Source organism: Acinetobacter sp. YH16052, from assembly GCF_013417155.1.
Taxonomy (GTDB): domain Bacteria; phylum Pseudomonadota; class Gammaproteobacteria; order Pseudomonadales; family Moraxellaceae; genus Acinetobacter.
Window position 1 is genome coordinate 106,636 of record NZ_VPEO01000008.1, and the last position, 26,136, is coordinate 132,771.

General features: G+C 43.1%; 24 protein-coding genes. 14 read left to right on the plus strand and 10 right to left on the minus strand.

Annotated elements, in window-relative coordinates; all coding sequences use genetic code 11:
* Positions 1–75: 75 nt before the first annotated feature.
* Positions 76–1,398: a GGDEF domain-containing protein gene (locus FTV42_RS07615; protein ID WP_180038373.1), complete on the minus strand. Its 1,323-nt coding sequence runs from the start codon at positions 1,396–1,398 to the stop codon at positions 76–78.
* A 504-nt stretch (positions 1,399–1,902) separates the two neighbouring features.
* Here FTV42_RS07615 and FTV42_RS07620 point away from each other — a divergent pair.
* A complete protein-coding gene (locus tag FTV42_RS07620; protein ID WP_005265445.1) occupies positions 1,903–2,850 on the plus strand; it encodes a pirin family protein in 948 nt (315 codons plus the stop codon).
* A 160-nt stretch (positions 2,851–3,010) separates the two neighbouring features.
* On the plus strand, positions 3,011–3,661 hold the full coding sequence (locus tag FTV42_RS07625; protein ID WP_005265446.1) for a glutathione S-transferase family protein: 651 nt from the start codon (positions 3,011–3,013) through the stop codon (positions 3,659–3,661).
* Positions 3,662–3,700: 39 nt separating this feature from the next.
* On the opposite strand, the gene phoR is transcribed toward FTV42_RS07625, so the two are convergent.
* The 3 genes from phoR to FTV42_RS07640 all read right to left on the minus strand — a co-directional run bounded on the left by phoR (position 3,701) and on the right by FTV42_RS07640 (position 6,722).
* On the minus strand, positions 3,701–5,059 hold the full coding sequence (gene phoR, locus FTV42_RS07630; RefSeq protein ID WP_004732640.1) for a phosphate regulon sensor histidine kinase PhoR: 1,359 nt from the start codon (positions 5,057–5,059) through the stop codon (positions 3,701–3,703).
* Positions 5,060–5,084: 25 nt separating this feature from the next.
* The gene (gene phoB, locus FTV42_RS07635) at positions 5,085–5,795 is read right to left on the minus strand and encodes a phosphate regulon transcriptional regulator PhoB (protein ID WP_004280972.1); all 711 of its coding nucleotides are present in this window, start codon (positions 5,793–5,795) and stop codon (positions 5,085–5,087) included.
* A 249-nt stretch (positions 5,796–6,044) separates the two neighbouring features.
* Positions 6,045–6,722 carry a TetR/AcrR family transcriptional regulator gene (locus FTV42_RS07640; RefSeq protein ID WP_180038374.1) on the minus strand — a complete coding sequence of 226 codons (678 nt, stop codon included), beginning with the start codon at positions 6,720–6,722 and terminating at the stop codon, positions 6,045–6,047.
* Between the two features lie 223 nt (positions 6,723–6,945).
* On the opposite strand from FTV42_RS07640, the gene FTV42_RS07645 reads away from it, so the two are divergent.
* Positions 6,946–7,794, plus strand: a complete 849-nt coding sequence (locus FTV42_RS07645; RefSeq protein ID WP_004280974.1) for an SDR family oxidoreductase — start codon at positions 6,946–6,948, stop codon at positions 7,792–7,794.
* Positions 7,795–7,911: 117 nt separating this feature from the next.
* Here the strand turns inward: FTV42_RS07645 and FTV42_RS07650 are convergent, their stop codons facing one another.
* Together FTV42_RS07650 and FTV42_RS07655 are read right to left on the minus strand one after the other, a co-directional pair.
* Positions 7,912–9,276, minus strand: coding sequence for an MATE family efflux transporter (locus FTV42_RS07650; RefSeq protein WP_180038375.1), 1,365 nt, complete (start codon positions 9,274–9,276; stop codon positions 7,912–7,914).
* A 128-nt stretch (positions 9,277–9,404) separates the two neighbouring features.
* Positions 9,405–10,559, minus strand: a complete 1,155-nt coding sequence (locus FTV42_RS07655; RefSeq protein ID WP_180038376.1) for a methionine aminotransferase — start codon at positions 10,557–10,559, stop codon at positions 9,405–9,407.
* 246 nt (positions 10,560–10,805) lie between these two features.
* On the opposite strand from FTV42_RS07655, the gene FTV42_RS07660 reads away from it, so the two are divergent.
* From FTV42_RS07660 to FTV42_RS07670, 3 genes are read left to right on the plus strand one after another with little or no spacing between them, the layout of a single operon-like run.
* Positions 10,806–13,607 carry a type VI secretion system Vgr family protein gene (locus tag FTV42_RS07660; protein ID WP_180038377.1) on the plus strand — a complete coding sequence of 934 codons (2,802 nt, stop codon included), beginning with the start codon at positions 10,806–10,808 and terminating at the stop codon, positions 13,605–13,607.
* 9 nt (positions 13,608–13,616) lie between these two features.
* The gene (locus tag FTV42_RS07665; RefSeq protein WP_180038378.1) at positions 13,617–15,836 is read left to right on the plus strand and encodes a LysM peptidoglycan-binding domain-containing protein; all 2,220 of its coding nucleotides are present in this window, start codon (positions 13,617–13,619) and stop codon (positions 15,834–15,836) included.
* Between the two features lie 19 nt (positions 15,837–15,855).
* On the plus strand, positions 15,856–16,740 hold the full coding sequence (locus FTV42_RS07670; RefSeq protein WP_180038379.1) for a hypothetical protein: 885 nt from the start codon (positions 15,856–15,858) through the stop codon (positions 16,738–16,740).
* Between the two features lie 32 nt (positions 16,741–16,772).
* Here the strand turns inward: FTV42_RS07670 and FTV42_RS07675 are convergent, their stop codons facing one another.
* Positions 16,773–17,693: a Dyp-type peroxidase gene (locus FTV42_RS07675; RefSeq protein ID WP_180038380.1), complete on the minus strand. Its 921-nt coding sequence runs from the start codon at positions 17,691–17,693 to the stop codon at positions 16,773–16,775.
* 161 nt (positions 17,694–17,854) lie between these two features.
* Here FTV42_RS07675 and FTV42_RS07680 point away from each other — a divergent pair, with 161 nt between their 5' ends.
* Positions 17,855–18,475, plus strand: coding sequence for a LysE family transporter (locus tag FTV42_RS07680; protein ID WP_004644856.1), 621 nt, complete (start codon positions 17,855–17,857; stop codon positions 18,473–18,475).
* A 74-nt stretch (positions 18,476–18,549) separates the two neighbouring features.
* On the opposite strand, the gene znuB is transcribed toward FTV42_RS07680, so the two are convergent.
* Genes znuB through FTV42_RS07695 form a run of 3 tightly spaced genes read right to left on the minus strand, consistent with a single transcriptional unit; the run spans position 18,550 to position 20,615 of the window.
* Complete coding sequence (gene znuB, locus FTV42_RS07685) at positions 18,550–19,350, minus strand: zinc ABC transporter permease subunit ZnuB (RefSeq protein ID WP_004280978.1); 801 nt, start codon at positions 19,348–19,350, stop codon at positions 18,550–18,552.
* Positions 19,351–19,353: 3 nt separating this feature from the next.
* Entirely contained in the window at positions 19,354–20,136 is a 783-nt protein-coding gene (gene znuC, locus FTV42_RS07690) for a zinc ABC transporter ATP-binding protein ZnuC (protein WP_373683221.1), read from the minus strand.
* The gene (locus FTV42_RS07695; protein ID WP_004280980.1) at positions 20,118–20,615 is read right to left on the minus strand and encodes a transcriptional repressor; all 498 of its coding nucleotides are present in this window, start codon (positions 20,613–20,615) and stop codon (positions 20,118–20,120) included. The genes znuC and FTV42_RS07695 overlap by 19 nt, the downstream gene beginning before the upstream one ends.
* 146 nt (positions 20,616–20,761) lie before the next feature.
* Between FTV42_RS07695 and FTV42_RS07700 the strand changes: the two genes are divergently transcribed.
* From FTV42_RS07700 to atpA, 7 genes are all read left to right on the plus strand, one after another.
* On the plus strand, positions 20,762–21,598 hold the full coding sequence (locus FTV42_RS07700) for a metal ABC transporter solute-binding protein, Zn/Mn family (RefSeq protein ID WP_180038382.1): 837 nt from the start codon (positions 20,762–20,764) through the stop codon (positions 21,596–21,598).
* Between the two features lie 174 nt (positions 21,599–21,772).
* Complete coding sequence (locus tag FTV42_RS07705) at positions 21,773–22,165, plus strand: ATP synthase subunit I (RefSeq protein ID WP_004280982.1); 393 nt, start codon at positions 21,773–21,775, stop codon at positions 22,163–22,165.
* A 110-nt stretch (positions 22,166–22,275) separates the two neighbouring features.
* Positions 22,276–23,151, plus strand: coding sequence for a F0F1 ATP synthase subunit A (atpB, locus tag FTV42_RS07710; protein WP_004644859.1), 876 nt, complete (start codon positions 22,276–22,278; stop codon positions 23,149–23,151).
* A gap of 85 nt (positions 23,152–23,236) precedes the next feature.
* Positions 23,237–23,482 (plus strand): F0F1 ATP synthase subunit C, encoded by a 246-nt coding sequence (atpE, locus tag FTV42_RS07715; RefSeq protein WP_000424060.1) that lies wholly within the window; start codon positions 23,237–23,239, stop codon positions 23,480–23,482.
* A 39-nt stretch (positions 23,483–23,521) separates the two neighbouring features.
* Positions 23,522–23,992, plus strand: a complete 471-nt coding sequence (locus FTV42_RS07720) for a F0F1 ATP synthase subunit B (RefSeq protein ID WP_004280990.1) — start codon at positions 23,522–23,524, stop codon at positions 23,990–23,992.
* Between the two features lie 12 nt (positions 23,993–24,004).
* Complete coding sequence (locus FTV42_RS07725; protein ID WP_004644860.1) at positions 24,005–24,541, plus strand: F0F1 ATP synthase subunit delta; 537 nt, start codon at positions 24,005–24,007, stop codon at positions 24,539–24,541.
* Between the two features lie 45 nt (positions 24,542–24,586).
* The gene (gene atpA, locus FTV42_RS07730) at positions 24,587–26,131 is read left to right on the plus strand and encodes a F0F1 ATP synthase subunit alpha (RefSeq protein ID WP_180038383.1); all 1,545 of its coding nucleotides are present in this window, start codon (positions 24,587–24,589) and stop codon (positions 26,129–26,131) included.
* Positions 26,132–26,136 lie beyond the last annotated feature (5 nt).

Here is a 26,136-nt window from a genome sequence, read left to right on the forward strand (position 1 = left end):
TTTTATAAAATGAAATCCCCGATTAGTGCATTCTAAGGATGATCCTAGCTTATAGAACAGACTAATGATCCAGCTTTAATTCGCCGTTGACTGGGCTGGTTGAGTGTCTGGCTTAAATACATTCCAGGGATTTTCTGTCGCAGGCTTGGGCTTATTCAGCATATCTGGATGATAGACCTCAATCCGGTTTCGGCCAGACTTCTTGGCCTGATACAAGGCAATATCGGCTTGTTTGATCAGGTCTTCCAGGGGTTGGGTATGGGATTCCAGTTCTGCTACACCGATCGAAATGGTGAACCGGATGGCATGATTGGGTTCGACATAAATGTACTGCTTTTGAATTGCACAACGAATTCGTTCTGCAATCACCCAGCTGTCTTGCAGCTGAGTATCTTCTAGGAGGGCGATAAATTCCTCCCCACCAAAACGTGCCAGTACATCGCTATGCCGCATTTCTTTACGGGTCACCTCAGCAATCAGTTGTAGCACCCGATCACCGACATCATGCCCATAGCTATCATTAATATTTTTAAAATGATCCACATCAAACATCAACAGGCAGCTACTGGCATGTTTAGGCCATTGATGAATAGAGCGTTCAGCCATATCGACAAAATGGCGACGGTTGTAGAGCTGGGTCAAATCATCGGTATGTGCCAGATTCTTTAAGGTTTGATAGTTCCATTCATCAAGCAGGGAGCGCAGAAAAGAACGCCGCACATTCAGAATATTATTCCAGTTAATATAAATGCTAAAAAACCACAGTGGACTAAAGACCACACTAAAAATAAAGGCTTGAGAGGCACTCATGAACTGGGTCACCCCAAGCATGATAAACAGCGCAATCAAGATGGAGCAATAGACTGCGACTTTAAACTGGGTCTGCACACAGAGATTGGCGATAAGAATAAAGATCGCAGAGGCATAAATATAGGTGGCAACATGGGGACTGGTTGAAAGCGCGAGTAAGCTAATCCAGGCCGCTGCAGCTACAGTGGTGCCTATCGGCAAGATTCTGTCCAAAATCTGAATATTTTTATATTTTTTAAACAGGTAATAACAGCAAAACATCGCCCCCAGAACCAGAACGACGCGCATCAGACCAGAAATAAAAAACATGTCTGGAATAATCAGGATATCGGCAAAGAAATACAGTAAAAAGGCAATTTGCGCCAGATAGTTAATTTGACGCAAGTTATGATGACTATGTGTATAGACATAATCATGAAAATACTGCTGAAACGGGGCAGGAATACGGGCATGAGGATCTGTCAGCGCCTGTTCAATCAGCTGACGGTTCTGCAGATCACATTCAGATAATTTCAGTGATTTATCGGTCGTCGAATTTTGAAAAGATACATTCGCCGTTGAATATATATTCTCATTCTGAGCAGACATGTCCTGGTCCAGTATTATTTTTATAGGTGCCTATTATGCCGTGATTGAGTAAAAAATAACCTCCCAAAAATTGGGTATCCGGGAAGTTTTTAAAGCTAAAACGTAACAAAATTTGTGTTTTGTAAAATTGAAAGTGATTGAAATACATGAATAATCATCTTATTCATTGGGATCTTTGGTTGTTGTTGCTCCGTTTCACGTGAAACATGGACTAATGACATTCGTTGATCTTCAGTTTATTTAAACTCATAACGCCATGTACCTAAATCATGATTGACTTGTTAAAACTCAAGTTTGGGGCTTTGAATATAAATCTCATCAGCTTTTCAGAATTTAAATTGATGGGACTAGTGAGGCGTTTTATACGTATCTAAATATTTCCAGGGATAGATTTTGCCCATAGACCCTGTACATTGTCCTGAACAGAGAGGCATCTTGAATCGGTCAAATACATGTCTCACCCACTCAAAAAAGTAGAATGAAAATGCCGAGGTAAGCTCAGCCATGTCGAATAATAGTGATATTGAACTGTCGAATTCTGATGATTGTGAAAAGTATGTGAATCAGTTTATTCAGGAGTTTCCTTTACGTCGCGCGGAAATCGGACAGGGCACCGTGATTAAACGTGCCTTGCCAAGCAGACATAAGCGCATGATAGGTGCCTGGTGTTTTCTGGATCATGCGGGTCCGGCCATTTTCCCGCAAGGAGATGGTCTGGATATCGGACCACATCCGCACATTGGTCTGCAGACCTTTACATGGATGATCGAAGGCAGCATGATGCACAATGACAGTCTGGGAAATCAGCAGTTGATTCGTCCCAAGCAGGTCAATCTGATGACCTCGGGTTATGGCATTTCACATACCGAAGTCTCTCCTGAAAGTGAAACGCATATGCATGCAGCGCAGTTATGGATTGCCTTGCCGGATGACAAGATCAATATGGCACCGGGTTTTGAACATTATCCTGAATTGCCGGTCATAAATGAGCAAGGCATTGAATTTACCGTGCTGGTCGGAGAATATTTAAAAACGAGATCACCAGTTAAAGTACATAGTGAATTGCTAGGCGTGGATGTGTATGCAGCTGAAAGTAGCAGTATGCGCTTGCCGCTGAATCCGAAATTTGAATATGGTTTTATGGTGCTTGAAGGGACGGCCAGCATCAATGGGCATGAACTGACAGAGGATAATATGTTGATCCTTGAGCCGGGCTTACAGCAGGTCAATGCTGAAATTCATGCCGGGAGTCGGGTGTTATTGATTGGTGGGGAACCATTTGAAAGCCCGATTTTACTGTGGTGGAATTTGGTCGGGCGTACGACAGAGGAACTTAAAATTGCGCGGGAACAATGGATTGAAGGTCATGAACGTTTTGGTTCCATTCCTGCCTATGATGGACCACGTTTAGAAGCGCCTGCATTTCCAGACCAGATGCGGGCTTCCCGATAAATGCTAAAAATGATGGGAATATGGAACGCTGTCTGAGTTGAACTCAAATAATGAATCTGCAACATAGGATACATATCATTACAGTCATCAAAAAATGAGCTAGAGTCTGCTGCTTTTTGCTATGCTCAGTGGGCAAAAACAATAAAATCATGAGTCTAATATGCGTGTTTTACATCATCTCGAACAATCACGATCATTTCGTATCCTGTGGGCCATGGAAGAATTAGGACTGGATTACGAGGTTAAATACTATAAACGTCAGCCCAACCTTTCTGCGCCACCGGCCTTAAAACAGATCCATCCGTTGGGCAAAGCCCCGATTCTGGTCGATCAGGGTCAGGTACTGGCAGAATCTGCGGCGATCCTGGAATATTTGCAGGAAACTTATGATGAAAAGCAGCAGTTTCGCCCAGAAGATATTGCCGACAAGGCCCAGTACCGTTACTGGATGCATTATGCGGAAGGCTCGTTAATGCCGCTGCTGGTGATGCAACTGGTAATGACCACAGTGCCTAAACATACGCCTTTGCTGATTCGACCTGTGGCCAAGAAAATCTGTGATGGGGTGAAAAAGCAATTTGTACAGAGCCGTTTAAAAGATCATATCCAGTTTCTGGAAAGCTATTTGAGTGAGCATGATTATTTTGCCGGGCATTTCAGTTTTGCCGATATTCAGATGAGTTTTCCTTTGGAAGCGATGCAGAGCCGGACGGGTCAAAGCTATCCGGCCATTCAGGCCTATCTGAAACGGGTGTCGCAACGTGCTGCCTATGCGCGTGCACTGTCCAAAGAAAAACAGATCAGCTCTTAACAGAAAAGGTGCCGATGGCACCTTTTTGATTTTGTGAGATTAGTCCGGGAAGCTGAGACGTTCTTTGGGGAAAACCACCTTAAAAGTGGAGCCTTGGTTTTCCTTGGACTCGATTTCCAGATGTGCCTGATGTTGCATCAGCACATGTTTGACAATCGCGAGTCCCAAACCGGTACCGCCAGTACGGCGGCTGCGGTCTGAATCGATTCGGTAAAAACGCTCGGTCAGTCGTGGCAGATGTTTGGGATCAATACCGATGCCGTTATCTTGCACCACAAAATAGGCGGATTCACCATCATCATGCCAGCCGATGGTGATGGTACCCCCTTTAGGCGTATACTTGATGGCATTGGTGATCAGATTGCTAAAAGCGCTGGCCAGCTCCATATCTGAACCGATCAGATCGCAATGACTGTCAATGTCCAGATTCAGGGTATGACCATAATCAATATTATAGGCCTGGGCATCATCGAATAGCTGGTTCATCAGACTCGGCATTTCAATGATCTGGTTTTTGGCAATATTCTTATCATTTTCCAGACGTGACAGCAGCAGCAGGTCGTTGACCAGTGCATTCATGCGTCGGGTTTGCGACTGCATTTGATCAAAAGCGCGTTTCCAGCGTGGATTGATATCTTCCTGATCGGTAAAGGTTTCAATATAGCCACTGAGTACGGTCAAAGGAGTGCGCAGTTCATGGGAAATATTGTCGACGAAATCCTTTCGCATCTGTTCCAGATTGTGCATCCGGGTCACATCATAAGCGACCAGTACCCGACTTTCTCCGCCAAAACGGGTCATTTTAACCTGCACATAATGGTCTTCAAACAGCGAAGAACGCATTTTCAGGCCGTCGGGAGATTCATCAATATGGTGATAGTATTCGATAAAGCTCGGTTGGCGTAACAAGGTCAGGATATTACGGCGACGGTCATCACTGGAGATTCCGAGCAGACGTTCAGCCGCCGGATTCCACCATTCAATCTGCTGGTTTTCATCAAGCAGCACCACAGCTTCTTGCAAGGCCACCAGCGAAGATTGTGCACGATCAATCAGTTCGACCATTTCCGCCTGAACAATCCGTTCCTGACGTTGGGCGCGATAAACATTGAAAAGTAGCGCACCCCAAATCCCGCCAATATTCGGTGGAACATCATAAGGGCGATTGGAAATCCATTCATTGACCAGATATAAGGAACGCATTTGGGTCGCAAAGAATGCCACGAAGGCAATTACGATACAAATCCAGAAATACCCAATCCCAAAACCGATAAAGCTGGCGATAATTAGGAAAAAAGCCAGTAGGCGTAAATCCTGCTTCGCAAAATCCCATAAACTGCTGTAACGGATTCTTTTGTGTTCGCGTGCCAGTTCGGGGACAGGGTAGGGCTCATACATAAAACAAGATTTACCTTAAAAGATATTAACCTAAAGCGACATCTGAACGGGTCGAGAAACGATACCCCGTTCCGCGAACGGTCTGTACAAAACGGTCTACACCATAAGGTTCCAGTACTTTACGCAAACGGCGGATATGCACATCGATGGTCCGGTCTTCAATATAGACGTTACCGCCCCAAACCTGATCCAGCAATTGCGCACGGGTATAGGCACGTTCAGGATGTGTCATGAAGAATGCCAGTAAACGGTATTCAGTCGGCCCCATTTCCAGAATGTTGTTGCCAAAATTCACCCGCTGGCTGACCGGATCCAGAATCAGGCCATTGGCATCAATGGTTTTTTCACCGCTCAGGGCATTGGCGCGGCGCAGTACTGCCTTAATCCGCGAGACCAGTTCCCGGGTCGAGAATGGCTTGGTCATGTAGTCATCGGCACCGGCATCCAGACCTTGTACCTTGTGGTCTTCTTCACCGCGCGCTGTGAGCATGATCACCGGAATTTCTGACAGGCTTTCATCACGTTTCAAACGACGACACAGATCCACACCGCTGACACCACCAGGCATCATCCAGTCCAGCAAAATCAGTGCCGGACGCTGATCCACAATCATCTGATGCGCCTGCTTGGCATCTTCTGCCTGTAAGCACTGAAAACCGGCCATATCCAGAGAGGTATGGATCATTTCCCGAATCGGGAGCTCGTCATCGACGATTAATATGTAGTCATCTTTCACAACGCAATACCCTATTTCATGTAAACGGTGAACCGTTTTATATTTATGACAGGCTTATTACAAAGACTAATTATGACAGTATCATTGCAGAAAGGGAAAAACTGCTGAAATTCGAAAAGATTTGTGACAAATATAGCGCGGAAACTTGTTAAAAAATCATAAATTAATTTTACTCATTTTCGTAGTACAGCATAAAGATTTCATTTACTACAGAAGAGATAGAAATCTATTAAACACATGATTTAACATCTATTTTTTCTCTGAATATGACTCGAGCAGCGCCAAAAAAACCACACTACAAGACGATAAAACTTCCTCAAGCGAATGCTTAAAACCGCTCATCACCCAACGAATAGCAATTTGGGTGACATAGCCATTCAAACCGGTCGAAACCAGGGAAATTTCCTGCTCACTGCGATTTAATTGCGGCATCATCAACATGACAAAGGCATGAATCATGCGGTCGAAACGTGACATGGTTTCATGAATAGTGGCCTGATTATGCAGTTCCTGCACCAGCATGGCATCAATATAAATGATCCTGGCCATACGTGGATTGTCACGCAGGGTAGTGAGCAAAGCGGTCAGACCCGCCTCGATCATTTTTTTTGGATCGGTGGAGGCCTGCATCATGGCCTGCATCACATTCTGTTGCAGTTCATCAATCAGTTTTAAGAAAATGGTCTGAAACAGATGCTCGCTTTTCTTGAAAGATTCATAAAAATAGCGCTCGGTTAGTTTGGCTTCATTGCAGATATCTTTGACGGTAACTGAAAAAAAACCATAACTGCCATAGGCTTCAATTCCGGCTTCGATCAGTTTTTCACGACGTGCCTGCTGTCGTTCAGCCATCGACAGGCCTTTAAACTGACGTTCCTTGGTTTTGGAGGGTCGTGATTTTGCTACTGAGTCGATCGAATCGGTCATAAGGCCTGTGTGCTCATCTGCATGAAGATTTTGAATATCTTAGCAATAAATCTCGCTTAGACCTATATAGAAATGCTCCCCTGAAATTTGGCTTCTAAGGACATGGGATAATTATTGACAATCTATATTGTCAAAACTATATTGAGGATCTGTGCTAGCTCCTGAAACAACAGAACAAGATCCTGCTGTCATGGAATGGCAGTTCTTTACATAAGGAAATTGAATGAAAAATTTTAACAATAAAGTTGCTGCAATTACCGGTGCCGGTTCAGGTATTGGCCAGCAACTGGCGGTATTATTGGCCAAGCAGGGTTGTCACTTGGCGCTGAGTGATATCAATGAACAAGGTCTGGCGCAAACGCTTGAATTGCTCAAAGAGAGTGATGTTCGTGTGACTATCCAGAAAGTGAACGTGGCTGAACTGGAACAGGTGCGTAACTGGGCGGCACAGGTTGAACAGGATCATGGCAGTGTCAATATGATCTTTAATAATGCTGGCGTCGCACTAGGTTCAACTGTTGAAGGGGCGTCTTATGAAGAACTGGAATGGATCGTCGGAATCAATTTCTGGGGCGTGGTGTATGGCACCAAAGAATTTCTGCCACTGATCAAGAAAACTGGCGATGGCCATATCATCAATATTTCCAGCCTGTTTGGTCTGACTGCTCAACCGACCCAGTCTGCTTATAATGCGACCAAGTTTGCAGTGCGTGGTTTTACTGAATCCCTACGTCAGGAACTGGATCTGGAAAATTGTGGGGTGAGTGCACTGTGTGTACATCCGGGGGGTATCCGTACCAATATTGCCAATGCCGCAAAAATGAATAACAGCCTGCTCACTTTAGGTATGAATCCGGAAAAATCGGCCCGTAATTTTAATAAATTATTGCGTTGTCCACCTGCAGAAGCTGCACGTCAAATTCTGGAGGCGGTACAAAAAGACAAGCGCCGTCTGCTGATCGGCAATGATGCCAAAGCGATTGACCTGATTCAGCGAATCTTGCCAACCGGTTATCAGCATGTCACTGCACTGGCGACCCAGTTTGGCAAAAAGAAGAAAAAATCTGCTTAAGAAATTGTAAAACAGACCCGCGAAAGCGGGTTTTTTTATCGCTGTGATAGGGGCTAATTTTTTGCAAATGAGAGTATTAACTCCTGTAATGCTTTAGGCACGTAAAAAAACCTGCATCTAAATCAACGCTTCAACCGTTTTTTTCTTCCAGACCAACTGGTAATACAGTCCCTGCAAAATACACAGGCTGACAAAGGCCAATGCATAGGCATACCAGATACCTTCCAGACCCCACCACTGGCTAAAAAGATAAGCGGCGGGAACTTCAATACAGAGAATGGCAAAAATGTTGATCAGCATTGGCACGGTCACCGTACCACTTGAACGCATGATCGAAGCAAAAATAGCACTGGCGCCAAAGAACAAAATTGACCACAGCACAATAAACAGCAGTTGTTGTCCCAATACTACAACCTTAGGATCGGTAATAAATAAGGCCATCAAATATTTGGAGAACAAATAAGCCAGAATCACCAGACCGCCGGTAAACAGAATATTCATACTCAGTGCAGTCCGGGTCACTTTATTGAGCAGATCTGATTTACCTGCGCCAATCGCTTGAGCACCAAATACAGACGCGGCAATCGCAATCGACAAAGCGGGAAATTGAATATAATTTAAGACCTGATTGACCGCGCCATAAGCGGCTGTTGCTTCTGCACCATAGCGGTTGACTAGTCCGACAATTACCAGTCCAGCAACTGAAGTCGTGACCATTTGCACACCCGTAGGAACCCCCAGTTTCAAGATCATTCTGCTCAACTGTGGCTGATGACGAATATTTTTTAATAAAGCCCAGTCCAGTCTGAGCGGATGTTGCCTATAATTCAAATACAGGATTAAAAACAACAGGACTGCCAGATTTCCCAGAATGGTGGCAATCGCCGGCGAGATAATACCCATTTTAGGAAAGCCAAAATAACCGGCAATCAGGACCGGTGTCACCACCAAACCCACCCCAATGGTAAGTGCGGAAGCGAACAGGGGTGTGGTGCTGTCGCCAACGCCGCGCAAGATGGAAGTATAAATAATATAGATAAAAATTAAGGGACTACCCGCTAGCATCCATTGCACATAGGGCAAGGATAAATGCATCACATCTGGATCTGTGCCGAGTGCCAAGAGAATATTCTCAGCAAAAATTACCCCGAGAAGCGCAATTAAGCTGCCGCCAATCAAGGTCATAAATAAAGTTGAACCAACCACACAGCGGACTTTTTCTATATTTTTTCCACCCCAAGCCTGGCCAATCAATACGGTAGAACCGGCGGACAAACCAATCACAAAAGCCATCAGACAAAACAGGATCGGAAAAAAAACGGCAACAGCAGCAATCGCATTGACCCCAAGCATTTGTCCCACAAAAACCGTATTGATCGTGCCGGAGAGACTTTGCAGGATATTGGTCGCAATTAATGGCAATAGAAAAACCAGAAAGGCTTTCCATAAATTCTGTTGATGAATCAGTGAGTGCTGTGCCATGCGACATCCTGTGATTGAATTATCATCTATTTATTGATGCAGCTATTATTCGGCAGAATATAAGAAAAAGCCTTAGCTTTTAAGTAACTAAGGCATTTATTTTATGAGATTTTTAGTTAAAAAATGAGTTAAACCTTTGAAAGAATTTGACCTGCCTGGATCAGAGTTTGTTCTTTTTTTGCAAAGCAGAACCTGAGCAGACGTAAATCGGCAGGAGGGTGCTGGTAGAACGCGGAGACTGGAATCGCGACAATCCCATGTTGTTCTGCCAGAAAATGACACATGGACAGATCATCAAGCTCAGGGCGAATCTCCGAATAATCTAAGTTCTGAAAATAAGTCCCTTGAGAAGGTGTCCACTTAAAGCGTGATGTTTTAATGGATGAGTTAAATAAATCCCGTTTGTTTTGATAAAACTGGGACAGTTCGCGTATATGCTCAGGATGCAGTTGCATATATTCCGCCAAAGCGACCTGAACGGGTGTTACACCGCAGAAGCTGGCAAACTGATAAATCTGTCTGAACATTCTCATCAGTGCCGGTGCAGCAATACAAAATCCGGTTTTCCAGCCCGTGACATGGAAGGTTTTACCAAAAGAACCAATCACGAAGCTACGCTCGCGAAGTTCTGGAAATGACCAGGCCGAATAGTGCTGAACGCCGTCAAAAACCAGATGTTCATAGACTTCATCGGACAGCACCACAATATTGCGCTCGCGAATCAGTTCGATCAGTTGCTGCCAGTCTGCCTTGGACCAGACACTCCCACTCGGATTATGTGGAGTATTCACGATAATCATGCGGGTACGGTCATTAATGGCATCTTTGACCTGATTCCAGTCCACAGAAAAATCAGGATGCTGCAAAGCAATATGCACTGGCTTTGCCCCGACCAGTTGTACCGCAGGTCCATAACTGTCGTAGCTGGGATCGAAAATAATGACTTCTTCCCCGGCACGTACCGTGGCTTGAATGGCACAAAAAATCGCAATTGTCGCCCCAGGGGTAATCGTGATTTCCTCGACAGGGTCAATAATCAGTTGATCACGTTGCTGATAGAGATCTGCCACCAGACTTCGCAAGACTGGCAGACCATCTCCTGGTGCGTACTGGTTAAATCCATTCTGGCTGGCCCGGTTTAAAGCTTCAATCAAGGCAGGAGGCGCTGCAAAGTCCGGAAATCCTTGAGAAAGATTCAAGGCCCCGAGTTTTTGTGCCAAGGCCGACATGGTACTAAAAATGGTCACGCCCAAATCAGGTAATTTAGAAGGGAGTTCCAGCATGTCCTTGGCCTTGAAGAATGAGATATGAATGAGTGTAGCAGCAAGTTCCGTATAGGATAATCAGAAAAATAGGGAATATTGGGCAATATTTTTAATTAAGATGTACCACATGCAATTTAAGATTTTTAATTGAAGGGTCATAAATTAAAGGCCTAATTATGTGAAATGCATCGTGAACTGGACGAAATGGATAACTTTTCCTAAAATCTGCCGCACAATAATAAAGCTTAAAATTATAACTATAAAATGCCAAAACCTATCCATATGCTGGTGGAGCAGCTCGGGCTTAAGCGACAGCATCGTGCGCTACATTTACAGTTTTCACATCCTCCTTTAAATCATCAGGTTTTGATTCAGCGTATTGAGGGTCAGCATCAGATCAGTCAAGGCCTGCAGGCTGAACTGATCTGTCTTTCCACTCATGCTCATATTGCCTTGAAACAGTTTATCGGCTGTCGGGTGGCCATTGATCAGGTCACAGACCGGGGTGAACTTTTCCGGACTACGGGCATTATTACTGCAGCCAGTCAAGGGCAGAATGATGGAGCTTTGACCCTGTATAAATTGACGCTAAATGATCCGACTGCACTCTGGCAGAAGCGCCGTAACAGTCGGGTTTTTATGAATAAGACGGTGCGCGAGATCAGTGAAATCCTGTTCAGTGAATGGCAAAACAGAAGTGCATTATTCGCGGCCAGTCTCAGCCTGGATTTGACAGGACTCAGCCGGGACTATGATGTCCGACCTTTTGTAATGCAGTCGAATGAATCGGATTATGATTTTCTGACCCGTTTATGGCGTAGCGAAGGAATTAACTGGTTGATCGATGAAAAGCAATTAACTGTGCCTGTATCAGCCAGCGAGATTCAAGCTCAGTTTTTAAAACTGGTAGATCATTCCCAATATTTTTCAGCTTTAAAACGCCGCTCTATCCGGTTTCATTGCAGTCATGCCACCGAACAGCTCGACACGCTGAACAGTCTGATTGCGGTACGTCAGCTCAATCCGAATAGTACCAGGACCCAGCGCTGGCATGCCCAGCAACTTGCCCAGGATCAAAGCCAGCCTTTATTCAGTAATCATCAGCAAAGTGATATTCATGCAAATGCCACTCTTCAGCTTGAAGATGCGTGGAACATCAGTCCGGCCTGGACCGGCGACTTAAATCATGAGGATCAGGTGACAGTATCTGGTATAGCCCAACTGGATCGACTCAATCAGCAGCTCAGTGACTATCATGCTTTGCAGTCTAAATATTTTAAAGCCAGTAGCAGCGTACGAGATGCTCAAGTCGGATACTGGTTTGAACTGCAACAGCATCCTGAAATTGATCAGCATCCTGCCCATCAACGTGAATTTCTGATTTTAGCTAAGCGGTTTTATAACCAGAACAATTTACCCAAAGATATTTTATCGCAGCTGGATAGTTTGCTTGAGAAGAGCGGTTGGCAGATGGCACAGGAGGAACGACAGGCCAATGAACTACAGATCGTGCGCCGTGAAATCCCGGTTGTTCCTGAGTATCAGCCTTTTATTCATCGGCCTGCTGCATATCCGCAACAGGCTCGAGTGGTCGGACCTGAAGGTGAAACGATTCATGTCGATGCATGGGGACGGGTGAAAGTTCGTTTTCTGTTTACCCGGAGGGAGGATCATCAGCATGATGGCGGTGCAGGCAGCAATGACAATGATAGCGATTCTGCCTGGGTGGATGTTTTGACCCCTTGGGCGGGTGAAGGCTATGGCGTCAGGTTGCATCCGCGAATTGGCGAAATTGTAGTGATTGATTTCTTTGAAGGTGATATCGACCGGCCCTTTGTAGTGGGGAGAATTCATGAAGCAGAACGGTATCCGACCATGTTTGATGCGAAAGGAGAACTTCCTGCGACCAAAAAACTTAGTGGTATCCGTTCTCAGGAGGTCGATGGCGAAGGTTTTAACCAGCTTCGTTTTGATGATACCCCTGAACAGATCAGTGTACAGCTGCAAAGTAGTCATGCAGCCAGTCAGCTCAATCTGGGAAATTTAAGCCATCCCAAAGAAAGTGAAAGCAGCGAAGGTCGAGGAGAAGGTTTTGAGCTAAGGACAGATCAGTGGGGTGCCCTACGAGCAGGAAAAGGCTTGCTAATTTCCACTTATCGGCAAGATTCAGCAGCAGGCAATCACTTGAATGCTAGTCGTGCCAAAGAGCAGCTTGAGTCGAATTGCAATCACAGCAAAGCTTTGAGTGATATTGCAGAAAAACAGCAGGCTGATCCATTGGAATTTTTTGATAGTTTAAAACAGTTTCTGAATCAGATTGAAGCTGAAGATCAAGTCAAGGCTGCCGCATTTAAACAGGCGGTGATGCTGTTAACCGCACCCCAATCGATTGCACTGAGCACAAATGAAAATATCCATTTATCCGCTGATCAGCAGATTAATCAGAGTGCAGCGGAGAATATTCATTTTTCCACACAGAAGTCTTTAGTTGCTCATGCACAGGACCGGATCAGTTTGTTCGCTGCTCAAGAAGGCGCAAGTGTCTATGCCGCTAAAGGCAAAATTGAAATACAAGCCCAAGATGACGCAATTGAAGCGATCGCCCGCAAGGTAATCAAGCTTATTTCGACTGAAGACAAGATCGAAATCACCAGTCCGAAGGAGATCGTACTGACCGCTGGAGGGTCTCAAATTAAGATCAATGGCGGTGGAGTAATGGTCACAACTGGTGGAAAATTTGAGTGTAAGGCAGGGCAGCATAATTTTATGGGAGGGGCTAAAGTCTCTTATGAAATACCTCAGCTTCTGAATAATGCTTTATATAGCAATAGGCTAGATATATATGATCTATTTTGGCAGTCCGATTTCAGTTCAATAAATTATAAAGCTTTTATTCCTGATACTAATTCGTATATTTCAGGTCAGCTTGATACGCATGGTCGTACTGGAAAAATTACTACAGCTGATCCCTCTAAAGTAGAAATTTTGGTAGGGCTCAATGATGAATGGGGATTAAGTGTCCAAGGTTATGATGTTGATGACCTGATTGAGCAGAATAATAAATAGGATATAAAAATGACAAATAAGTCTTTAGCAACCATACAAATTCTAGATTTGTTAGGCAATCCAATTCCTAAAGTTCAATATGAAGTCAAAAATAGTAAGACAGGTCAACATGTAGTAAAGGGTTCTACCAATTCCAAGGGGTGCCTTTATGAAATTCAAAGAGACAAAGGAACGGTTTTAGACATATATGTCAAAAGCCTTTTGGGTGGAGGTATGAAAAAAGTTCAGACCTTCATAATGGCGAAAGACCGTATGCTGGTTACGGTTATAAGTCCTAAAATTCTCTTGGATTTAAAAACAGTAGAAAATAATGGAAATAAAGGAAGTTATAAACGTAAAACACATAAGGTTAAAAAAGGTGAAACTTTATCATCTATTGCACAACAGTATCACACCACAATCCGAGTGCTCGAAAGGCTGAATGGGATAAAAGATGTCAATAAAATCAGCATAGGACAAGTAATTAAACTTCCAATTAATATGCCTGCTACAGGAAATAATACAAGTATTGATAGAAAGCCAAAACCTCAAAAAAATGCTTCTCAAAATAATAAGTCTCAATCATCAGAGAAAAGTAAAAAAGAGACTAAACAGGCTGATAAAGGAATTGTGAATACAGTTGAAGAGTATGAGAAGAAAGCATTAGAGCAGCTTAATGAATGGTATGAAGAAGGTAAGAAAGCTTTATCGGATGCAATAAAAATTGATATGAAAGAGGATCGCAGTCAGGATGGCGGAACACCGAAAACTGATACTTCCAATTTATGTAAAACTAATCCTCAATGTATATCTCAAGGCAAAAGTGAACTTATTAGAGAGGTTAATATCAGGCTAGCAGGCTTTGGTGGCGCATTACCTACAGATGAATTTACTCCTTTAACAGCGGAATGTATAAAACAATTTCAACGGGATTATATGGGGGTTCCTGAAACTGGAAAAATATGCGGAAGTTTTTTAGCAGCTTTAGATAAGTTCCGTGATGAATATGGAATTGCTAAATTTATAGATTCTTTTAAATGTTCATGCGGTAAGTGTAGTGGATTTGGAATGAGACGGATCGGTACGTTTACATTCGAAAACTATCAGAAAACCTCAGGAAAATATGTAAAAGTTCAAAAAACTCTTAAGGAATCAGAAGGGATGCATCGAAGCCTTGTGTGGGGGTTAAAAGCAATGATGTTCTACTTTGATAAGAAAAGTAATCCTCAAGGATATAAAATATCTAAAATATCATCAGGTTATCGTTGTATAGATAATAACTTAAAAAAGAGAAGAGCTACAACTAATCATATGGGTACAGCTATAGATATAGTTATCTATAATAAAAATAGTCAAGTAGTTAGTCTAGATGAATTGGAAAATACAGTCAGAAAAGAATGGTTTTGCACATATTTAAACGCAACGATGGGGTGGTCGAATAATAGATTTGGATTAGAGCGCTTATCTCATGGAGCAACTACTTGGGTTCATTTAGACGTAAGAGAGTTTTCAGATGAATTTAAAATCGATAAGTTATTTTCCAAGACTGCAAATGGTTTAAATGGTGATTATCTAGTTAATTTGTTTAGAAGAGACGGTAAGGCTAGTACAATTTTAGGATGCACTGGACTTGCGGCTGCGCCTATGAACAGCCCAGCTTTAAAGGACAGTTCTTTAGAAGAATTGATCAAGCAACTAGGTTCTGCAATTTCACATGGTGAAGGGAATTACGAATCATACAATACAGGAACTATTAAAAATAAAGTGATACATTCCTTTTTGTATCCAGCAAAAGGTACAGTCACTAATAAAACAATTAATCAAATTATTGAAAGTTATACTTTGTCTCCTAGAGATACTTCTAGAATGTTTGCGGTGGGTAAATATCAGATAACTCCAGATCCTATGAGAGAGGCAAAATTAAAACTTAAACTAAGCGGAAATGAGAAATTTGATGAAAATCTACAAGAAAGAATTTTTCGAGATTACCTGATTCCTTCGAAAAGGCCTAAACTAGGAAATTTTGTTCTTAAAGGGATTGGAAATACGGAAGATGCTCAATATGAAGCAGCAAAAGAATGGGCATCCATCGCTACTCCAAAAGGCTATCAAATTAGCCAAAACTGTGGTGGTCATGTTTCAGATGGCACTAAATCTTTTTATGAGAGTACTGCTAATCATGCTAATAAAAAATCAACAGAAATGGTTAAAGAAATTTTAGAAAAAATTAATAAATATCATAAACAATAGTAGACGTGTGAGATATAGAATGAATAAAAAAATTAGTATATTATTATTTTTTGGTTTTTTTTGTATAGTGGGTGGTAATGCAAAAGTAATTGAAAGTAATAAGGCATCAAAAATAAAAGTACAGCCTTGTGGATTTGACTATGATATTGACAATTATTATTGTAAAGCTGAAAATATAAAGTTATATGAAAATAATATTGGTAAAAATGTAAATTACAATAAAAATTATACAGTTATTAAAATTGATGATGGGAAGTATATTCGACTAGCGGCTTTGAACCAAAAAACATTAATTATCTATCCCTTGAATTATAAAATTGAAAAAGAAAAATCACAAATTAAATTCTCCAGTTCCAATGGAAATTTATGTGTTACCGGTAATTTATATAGCTATCGGAATACTTATAATGATTCAAAAATATGCTTTAGAATTATAGAGGATGCATTTGTAAAAATAAGCATTGATGAAAATATAAAATATATAAGTTTATCTAACTTTAAACAAATTTTGTTGCCAAATTCTTCAGATTACTTTAATCAATGTTTGAAAATTAATTCGAAAAATAAGTGTGAGAAACTTAGTGACTCAGAAAATCATATTTATAGATTTGATGAGATAAAGAAAAACTCTCAAGAAATAGGAGATGTTTTAAATAATGAAAAAATAAAAAAACTGAATTTAGATGGTTTTAAATTTTTACCTTATTCAGAAAAATCTCAATATTTAATAGGTGAAAAATATGAAGATACAGATGAAGAGTCTTCATCTGTATATTATCTCATTAAAATAAAGCCTGATATTGAAGTTAGAAGAATTGGAAATTTTTATTCTATAGATAAAAAATTTAATTTAAGTTATAGCGATTCTTCAGGAAGTAAGAAAAATATTAAATTAGAATTATAGAAAAAAGACGGCTCTCGCCGGCTTTTTTACTTTTACCCTTCCAAAACCTCTTCCAGCAGCTCCTCACTCGGTGCAAAGTAATATGCGCCATCCAGCGGAGTTACGAAGTGCAGCAGGCGGTCATGAATTCCATCACCAGAGGTACCGAACATACGTTCTAACATAGCATCGATAATCGTAAGGTCTTTGGTATAGGCAATAAAGAATAGACCCTGGTCACCACGTCCGTCACCATAAGGTAGAGAATGACGCAGAATTTCCATTTCTTCGCCTTCTTCATCTTCAACTACAGTACGTGCTACGTGCGCATTTTCAGGTTTGACTTCATCATCCAATTCAATAGATTCAAGTTTGGTGCGACCCATAACCTGTTCTTGAGTATCAACTTTTAGCTTTTTCCATTTTTCCAGGTTATGCGCATAACGCTGAGCAAAAATAAATGAACCATCTTGGAAAATACCTGAATCTTCACCTAATAACGCGACTTCTGCACGATCATCCGGGAATTGTGGATTTTCAGTACCATCGATGAAGCCGGTAATATCACGACCATCAAAGTAGCGGAAGCAAACTCGCTCATCCAGCACCTGAACCTGGTCCTGAATTCCTTCAAAAAAAGCTTGACTGAGCGCAAAGCAGATATCAGCACGGGCACTGGCAATATGAATCAGTACATCTGCTGGAACAACCGGCATATCAAACGAACCATGAATGGGTTCAAGCTGTTTAAAGCCTGCAGGAGCTTGATCATAAAGTTTTGTCCACAGTTCAGGACCAAAAGCTACGCCTGTTTTAATTTGTGCTTGAGGGTGTTGCGTGATCAGCCGATCACGAGAAGTAAACAAATGTTCGAGTTGTTCTTTTAATTTTTCAATACTCAAATCTTTAAGACGTAACACAATAAAGCGAGCATGATCTGAAGGAAGTGGCAAGATTACCGATTGGGCTGTCATTCATGGCTCCTATAAGGATAGATCCTGTTTTTTAATGTACATATTGTGCCTGAAGCTAGACAGAGTGAATAGTGCAGTGCCTTATATTTAAGCAAGTTTTTAGCCTGATTTTATTGGAAAATTCATATAATATTGGGCAAGTTTTGCTGAGTTAAATATTCATGTCCTATCAAATGTGGTTTGCCTATATGTTGGCCTGCTGGGTGATTAGTGTCTCTCCGGGTGCTGGTGCAATTGCATCAATGTCGAGCGGATTGAATTATGGTTTTCGGCATGGTTACTGGAATGCGCTGGGTCTGCAACTGGCTTTACTGGTACAGATCGCAGTGGTTGCAGCAGGCGTGGGAGTTTTGTTTGCGACAACCCCATGGGCATTTTTAGTGGTGAAATGGTTTGGTGTTGGCTACCTGTTATATTTGGCAGTTTTGCAATGGAAAGCACCTGCACAGAACATCGAAATTAAACATGAATTGACGCGAAAATCGAGAGGAAAACTGGTACTGCATGGTTTCTTGGTTAATATCACTAATCCTAAAGCCATCGTATTTTTACTGGCCGTCTTGCCGCAATTTCTGGATTTGTCCAAACCACAATGGATTCAGTATTTGATTATGGCTGCAACAATGGTGACGATTGATCTGATTGTGATGGCGGGTTATACCGGATTGGCTGCTAAAGTTTTAAGGCTACTAAAATCACCGAAACAACAAAAAGTCATGAACCGGACTTTTGCCGGTTTATTTGCAGGTGCTGCATTTTTATTGAGTTTGGTGCATCAATAACGAGTGTTTGCTCTCTCCTTAAAGGAGAGAGGCTGAATAGATCATTAGAAAATCATCATGATTTAACAGAAAGATTAATTCAGCTTTTTAAACTTCTGCACACAGAAGATCAGTGCAAATAGCACCGCCATGGTCAGTACAATGGTTAAACCAGTCGAAGTATTGAGACCGGCACTCGACCATAGGCCCACGGTCACCCCAATTTGCGCAATCACGAATGCCCAGATCACCATTTGTTTGGGTGAGTGTGCAAGTAATCGTGCAGTCAGGGCAGGGATCACCAGTAATGCCCCCATCAAGAGTGAACCGACTGCTTTCAGCGCAAGCACGGTAAACAATGCCAATAACAACATAAAGATCAGGCGTTGCCATTTGGCATTTACACCTTCACTGACCGCCATGTCCGGATCAATCGCGATTTGAATCTGCGCTTGCCAGCTTTTATAGAGGACGGCTAAGGCCAGAATAATCACAATGGCAAAGGTGGGTAAGTCCGTCCAAGAAATCGTTAGTAGATCACCAAATAGATAGCTGAGAAGTTCCGGTCTTAAACTCGGTAAATGCTGAATGAACAATAATCCCGAGCAAAGCAGTGTTGCTGAACATAAGGCCAGCAAAGCATCATTGGGTAGGCGCGGATCATGCAGCACCCACAAAATACCTACCAATAATAAGGCAATAAAAGTGACTCCCATCCAGAGCGGTAAACTTAAAGCTCCAGCAATGGCAACACCGAGTAAAGTACCGTGTGCCATGGTATCGGCAAAGAATGACATACGCCGCCAGAGCATGAGACAGCCCAGCGGAGCAGTCAGAAATACCAACAGCGTTCCCATGATCCATGCAGGTAAAAGGAGTTGTAACCAATCCATCATGGTTTAAGCTTCCGGCTCGGGGTGAATATGAGGGCGTGAATCATGCTGACAGGGAGTGGCAGAATCGCCATGCGCGCAATGATCATGATGATGGTGATAGAACACTCGATTGGTGCCAAAAATTGCCTGATATTCGGGATGTTGCTGCACGCTTTCCGGCAGCCCACTACAGCAGATATGCTTGTTCAAGCACACGACTCGAGTCGTACCTTGCATCACCCATTGCAGGTCATGTGAAACCATCAGTACGGCACAGCCATATTTTTCCGGCAAGTTACGCACATATTCATACAGTTCAGCTTCGGACTGGATGTCCAGACCTTGCATCGGTTCATCGAGGACTAAAATGTCCGGCTGGCGTAATAAGGCGCGGGCCAATAGCACCCGCTGACGTTCGCCGCCAGACAACTGCTGAACTTTAGAATCTTGCAGTTTACTAATGCCGGTATCGCGGATAATTTCGGTTTTAATCTGGGATGGGCATTTTTCTAGCGCCAATAAATCTTTCACCCGGAGCGGCAAGCTATGTGAGGGATTGAATTTCTGTGGCACATAAGAGAATTTGAGTTTGCGCGCAGTTTTGATCTCACCTGATTGCGGTTTCAAAATGCCCAGCATGACTTTAATTAAGGTCGATTTACCAGCGCCATTGGGACCGATCAGTGTGACAATTTCTTTCTCTTGTAACGAGAAATCAACGGCTTTTAAGATATCGCGCTCATCGATCTTGACCCAGATCTTGGAGAGCTGAATCAGGGGAGAGGCACTTAAGCTTTGTTGCGGCACTGCTGACAAATTCCTGAAATTTCGATAATGCTGTGATGTGCCGTGAAGTCGTCCGAGCTGGCCAGTGCATCGAGTTGATCGAGCAAGCCCTGAGCCGACGCTTCTTTCACGGCTTTACATTCGGTGCAGATTAAAAAAGCGGCCTGATGGCCTTCACGCGGATGGCAACAGGGAATATAGGCATTGATCGAGGTCAGGCGATGAATCAGCCCTTTGCTTAATAAAAAATCCAGAGTGCGATACACCGTTGGTGGTGCTGCAGGACGATCACTAGCATTTTTCATTTGTGCCAGCAGGTCATAGGCACCCATCGGGCCATGCGCATTCAGAATGAGTTCCAGCACTTCTTTACGTAAAGGTGTAAGGCGTGCGCCGCTTGCTGCACAAAGACTTTCCGCTTCAGCAAGACGTTGTGCGACATTGGGATGGTCGTGCACGCCGTGCAATGCGTTGTGGTGTTCGTGCGAACAGGAACCCATAGTTCACCTCAAGTGCGAAACTGAAAATTAATAGATTTCAAATCTTAACATGAAGCGTTCTGAGTTTCGATTGGGCATAGGTATTTTTGTATTTTTGTTATATTATAACACTTCCTGATTTTATCGTTTTTAAGTGATTTCTACTCATGTTCCGTCTCCTTGCAATCAGTCTGCTGGCATTGTTCAGTACACTCAGTTGGTCACAAAGTCTGGTGGTGTCTACGCAGCCGATCTATCTGATTGCCAAGAAAATTACCCAAGGTGTGGAACAGCCGACTTTATTGCTGGCCAACCAAAGTGGACATGATGTGAGTCTGACTCCGGCGCATCGAAAAACTATTCAGAATGCAGGTCTGGTGATCTGGCTGGGTCAGGCGCATGAAGCACCCTTGGCCAAAGTGCTGAATGAAAGTAATAAAGGCATTGCACTGTTAGACTCGGGGATATTGACCACCTTGCCGATGCGTAATCCGCGTGGCGAGGCCTTAAAAAATACGGTAGACACGCATGTCTGGCTCGATCCGAATAATGCAGTGCGGATTGGTTTCTTTATTGCGGCGCTACGTTCGCAGCAATTGCCGGAGCATCGTGAACGCTACTGGAAAAATGCCCGTGACTTTGCACAAAACATGTTTGCGACGGCCCAGCGTTATAGTTCAAGCAACAAAGCCAAACCTTATTGGTCTTATCACGATGCCTACCAGTATCTGGAACGCCCGTTAAATTTAAAATTTATGGGTGCGCTGACCGATGATCCGCATGTTTCGCCAACCGTAGCCCAAATCAAGTTTTTACAGGATCATCGTCCACAGCGCAAAATGTGTCTGCTGGCCGAAAGTCATGCCAGTGAAAACCAGTACCGCAAACTCAATCCGGTACTGTTCCAGCATGTCGATGAAAGCATGAGCGGGGCAGGGGACTTTGTGCAGGCTTGGCAGCAATTGGCCGCCGAAACCCAGAAATGTGTAATAAATGCACGCTAATGATTTAAAAAATAGACAGATTTTGATTAGTTTAACAGCAGTGACCCGATTTAAAAAAACACGACTAAGGTCGGGAAAAGATTGCATGTTCAGGGGTGTAACTCTATAATGCCTGCGATTAAAAATAATCACCTGTTAAACTTGTCAAGCATGATTGCTGTGAGTGAATAAATGATGAGCCGAACTAGTCGCTTGATTGACCGACGATTAGCGAAAGCTTTGGTCCTCCTGCAAGCCTGTATGATCCCTGTTTCAGCCTTGATCGGCTGGGTCGTGAAAGACTCAACCGCAGCCTTGAGTGCAGCATTAGGTGCACTGGTATGTTGGCTCGCGACTTGTTATTTTTCGTGGCAATCGTTTCGAGCAGCAGGAGCCCGCGCGTCTAAACAAGTTCTTTCGAACATGTATAAAGGCTTGATGGGAAAGTTTGCCATTGTGATTGTTGGTTTCATTTTAATTTTAAGCAATGTTAAACCGTTGTCAGCGGTGGCGTTGTTTTGTGGTTTTATACTTGTTCAAGCCATGTCGTGGGTCGCTCCGTTTTGGGCGTCACGTCTACAAAAATGAGTATAAGCACAACAAGAAATTGAAAAGTTTTTCAGGAGCAGGCGAGATATCAAGCAGCACGCGATATTCGTTTGTTCTATTAGTTTTTTGACATTGACCAGGTGTGATTTATGGCTGCTGAAGAACATGCCCTTACTTCGACCGAGTATATCAAGCATCACTTGACCAACATGACCTATGGCAAAATGCCGGACGGTACGTGGAAATTGGCCGAGAGCGGTGCTGAAGCTCAACAGATGGGGTTCACTGCTATTCACTTGGATTCAATGGGTTGGTCTATCGGACTGGGTCTGATTTTCTGTTTGTTGTTCTGGTTGGTTGCGAAAGCGGCTAATGCTGGTGTTCCTACCAAGTTCCAGTCTGCAATTGAAATGATTATCGAGTTTGTAGATTCAAGTGTACGTGATACCTTCCACGGGAAGTCTCGATTAATTGCACCCTTAGCATTAACCATTTTCGTGTGGATTTTCCTCATGAACTTGATGGATTTGATCCCTGTTGACTTTATTCCTTATGTAGCTCAACACGCGATTGCTTCTATGCTGGGTGTAGACCCTCATCAGGTTTACTTTAAAATTGTTCCGACTACAGATCCAAACATTACCCTCGGTATGTCTATTTCTGTATTCTTCTTAATTATTTTCTATAGTATTCGTGAGAAAGGTGTTGGCGGCTTCGTTGGTGAGTTAGCACTGAACCCATTTAACCCAAGTAATCCAGTTGCTAAAGTGCTTTTAATTCCATTCAACTTATTGTTGGAATTGACTACTTTCTTGGCGCGACCAGTTTCATTGGCTCTACGACTGTTCGGTAACATGTATGCGGGTGAGTTAATCTTCATTCTTATCGCGTTATTACCGTTCTGGATCCAGTGGGCGTTGTCTGTGCCTTGGGCGATTTTCCACATTTTGATTATTACGCTACAAGCATTCATTTTCATGATGTTGACTATCGTGTACATGAGTATGGCAAGCGAAAAGCATTAATGGTATTGCCTAACTGTCAACGGATGGTTGGGCACACAATTTTTTAACTTAATTTGGTATAAAACCTAACCTCTGAGGAATTATCATGGAACTCACTTTAGGTCTAGTTGCAATTGCATCTGCTATCTTGATCGCTTTCGGTGCTTTAGGTACTGCGATTGGTTTTGGTCTTCTAGGCGGCCGTTTCCTTGAAGCTGTAGCTCGTCAACCAGAATTGGCTCCACAACTTCAAACTCGTATGTTCTTAATCGCGGGTCTTCTTGATGCTGTGCCTATGATCGGTGTTGGTATTGGCTTGTTCTTCATCTTCGCTAATCCATTTGTAGGTTAATCAGCTTAATTCCGAAATTCACTATTTGAGGAATTTGCAATGAATATCAACCTCACATTGTTTGGCCAAGCGATTGCGTTTGCGATTTTTGTCGCATTCTGCATGAAGTTTGTATGGCCACCACTAATCAATGCGATTAGTGAACGTCAGCGTAAAATCGCTGATGGCTTAAATGCTGCTGAAAAAGCGAAGGCTGACCTTGCAGATGCGCAAGCACAAGTGAAAGCTGAGTTAGACGCGGCAAAAGCACAAGCGGCTCAATTGATCGAACAAGCGAACCGTCGTGGTGCACAATTGATCGAAGAAGCGCGTACCCAAGCTGCGGCTGAAGGTGAGCGTATTCGTCAACAGGCTAAAGAAGCTGTTGATACTGAAATCAATGCTGCTCGCGAAGAATTGCGTCAACAAGTGGCTGCTCTTGCAGTAACTGGTGCTGAGAAAATTCTTAGCCAGCAAGTTGATGCAGAAGCTCACAATGCCATGCTGACTCAGCTGGCTGCTAAACTTTAAGAGAGGCGGATTATGGCTGAACTCTTGACGTTGGCACGCCCATACGCTAAAGCAGCATTTGCTTACGCTTCTGAGCAAAGTGCAACTGACTCTTGGTCAACAGCACTTGAATTGCTCAGTGCTGCGGTGCAAGACGAAGCATTTTCAGCTTATCTAAATCGCCCTGAGCTTACACCTGCTGAGCAGGTGGCTCTTTTTGCGAAAGTTTTAGGTGAAGACCAAACTGCAGCAGTGTCTAACTTCCTGACATTGCTTGCAGAGAATAACCGTTTGGTTCTTCTTCCTGAGATTGCAGCAGAATATGAGCAGCTTAAATCACAGAATAACAATACTGTGGATGTTGTGATTGAATCAGCATTCCCATTGACTTCTGTACAGGAACAACTTCTTACTCACGCATTAGAGAAAAAATTCGAAGCGGCGGTAAATGTTTCTGTAGAAGTTAACCCAGCGCTGATTGCTGGTGTAGTTATTCGTGCAGGCGACCAAGTGATAGATGATTCTGCGCTTAACAAGCTTGAAAAAATGCGTACTCGTCTTCTTGCTTAATTGCATTTAGAAGACTGAACTTTAAAAAGATTGAGGTATAGCGCAATGCAACAACTGAATCCATCCGAGATCAGTGCGCTCATTAAACAGCGTATCGGCGATCTGGACACCAGCGCAACCGCTAAGAACGAAGGAACCATTGTTATGGTTTCCGACGGTATTGTGCGTATTCACGGCTTAGCTGACGCTATGTACGGTGAAATGATCGAATTCGACGGCGGCCTTTACGGTATGGCACTGAACCTAGAACAGGATTCAGTGGGCGTCGTTGTTTTAGGTAACTACTTAAGCCTTCAAGAAGGTCAAAAAGCGCGTTGCACAGGTCGTGTATTAGAAGTTCCGGTTGGTCCAGAACTTTTAGGCCGTGTAGTAGATGCTTTGGGTAACCCGATTGATGGTAAAGGCCCTATTGATGCAAAATTAACTGATGCTGTTGAAAAAGTAGCACCAGGCGTAATTTGGCGTCAATCAGTGGATCAACCTGTACAAACTGGTTATAAATCAGTAGATACAATGATCCCTGTAGGCCGTGGTCAACGTGAGTTGATCATTGGTGACCGTCAAACTGGTAAAACAGCAATGGCGATCGACGCGATCATCGCTCAGAAAAACTCTGGCATTAAATGTGTATACGTAGCAATCGGTCAAAAACAATCGACTATCGCTAACGTGGTACGCAAGCTAGAAGAAACTGGCGCTATGGCGTATACAACTGTTGTAGCTGCAGCTGCAGCTGATCCAGCAGCAATGCTGTATCTAGCTCCGTATTCTGGCTGTACAATGGGCGAGTACTTCCGTGACCGCGGTGAAGATGCGTTAATCATTTATGATGACTTGTCTAAGCAAGCTGTTGCTTACCGTCAAATTTCATTGCTTTTACGCCGTCCACCAGGTCGTGAAGCGTATCCAGGTGACGTGTTCTATCTACACTCGCGTCTACTTGAACGTGCTTCTCGTGTATCTGCTGACTACGTTGAGAAATTCACTAACGGTCAAGTTAAAGGCCAAACTGGTTCATTAACTGCATTGCCGATTATTGAAACTCAAGCGGGTGACGTATCTGCATTCGTACCAACCAACGTAATTTCGATTACTGATGGTCAGATCTTCCTTGAAACATCATTATTCAACGCAGGTATTCGTCCTGCTGTGAACGCGGGTATCTCTGTATCTCGTGTTGGTGGTTCAGCGCAAACTAAGATCATCAAGAAATTGTCTGGTGGTATCCGTACTGCTTTGGCGCAATACCGTGAATTGGCAGCATTTGCTCAGTTCGCTTCTGATCTTGACGAAGCAACTCGTAAGCAACTTGAACATGGTCAACGTGTAACTGAGTTAATGAAGCAAAAACAATATGCTCCTTACTCAATTGCTGACCAAGCTGTTTCAATTTATGCATCTAACGAAGGCTACATGGCTGACGTAGACGTTAAGAAAATCGTAGACTTTGATGCTGCGTTGATTTCTTACTTCCGTTCAGAACATGCTGCGTTAATGCAACAAATCGATGCCTCTGGTGATTACAACAAAGACATCGAAGCTGCAATCAAAGCAGGTATTGAAAGCTTTAAAGCGACTCAAACTTACTAATTTCA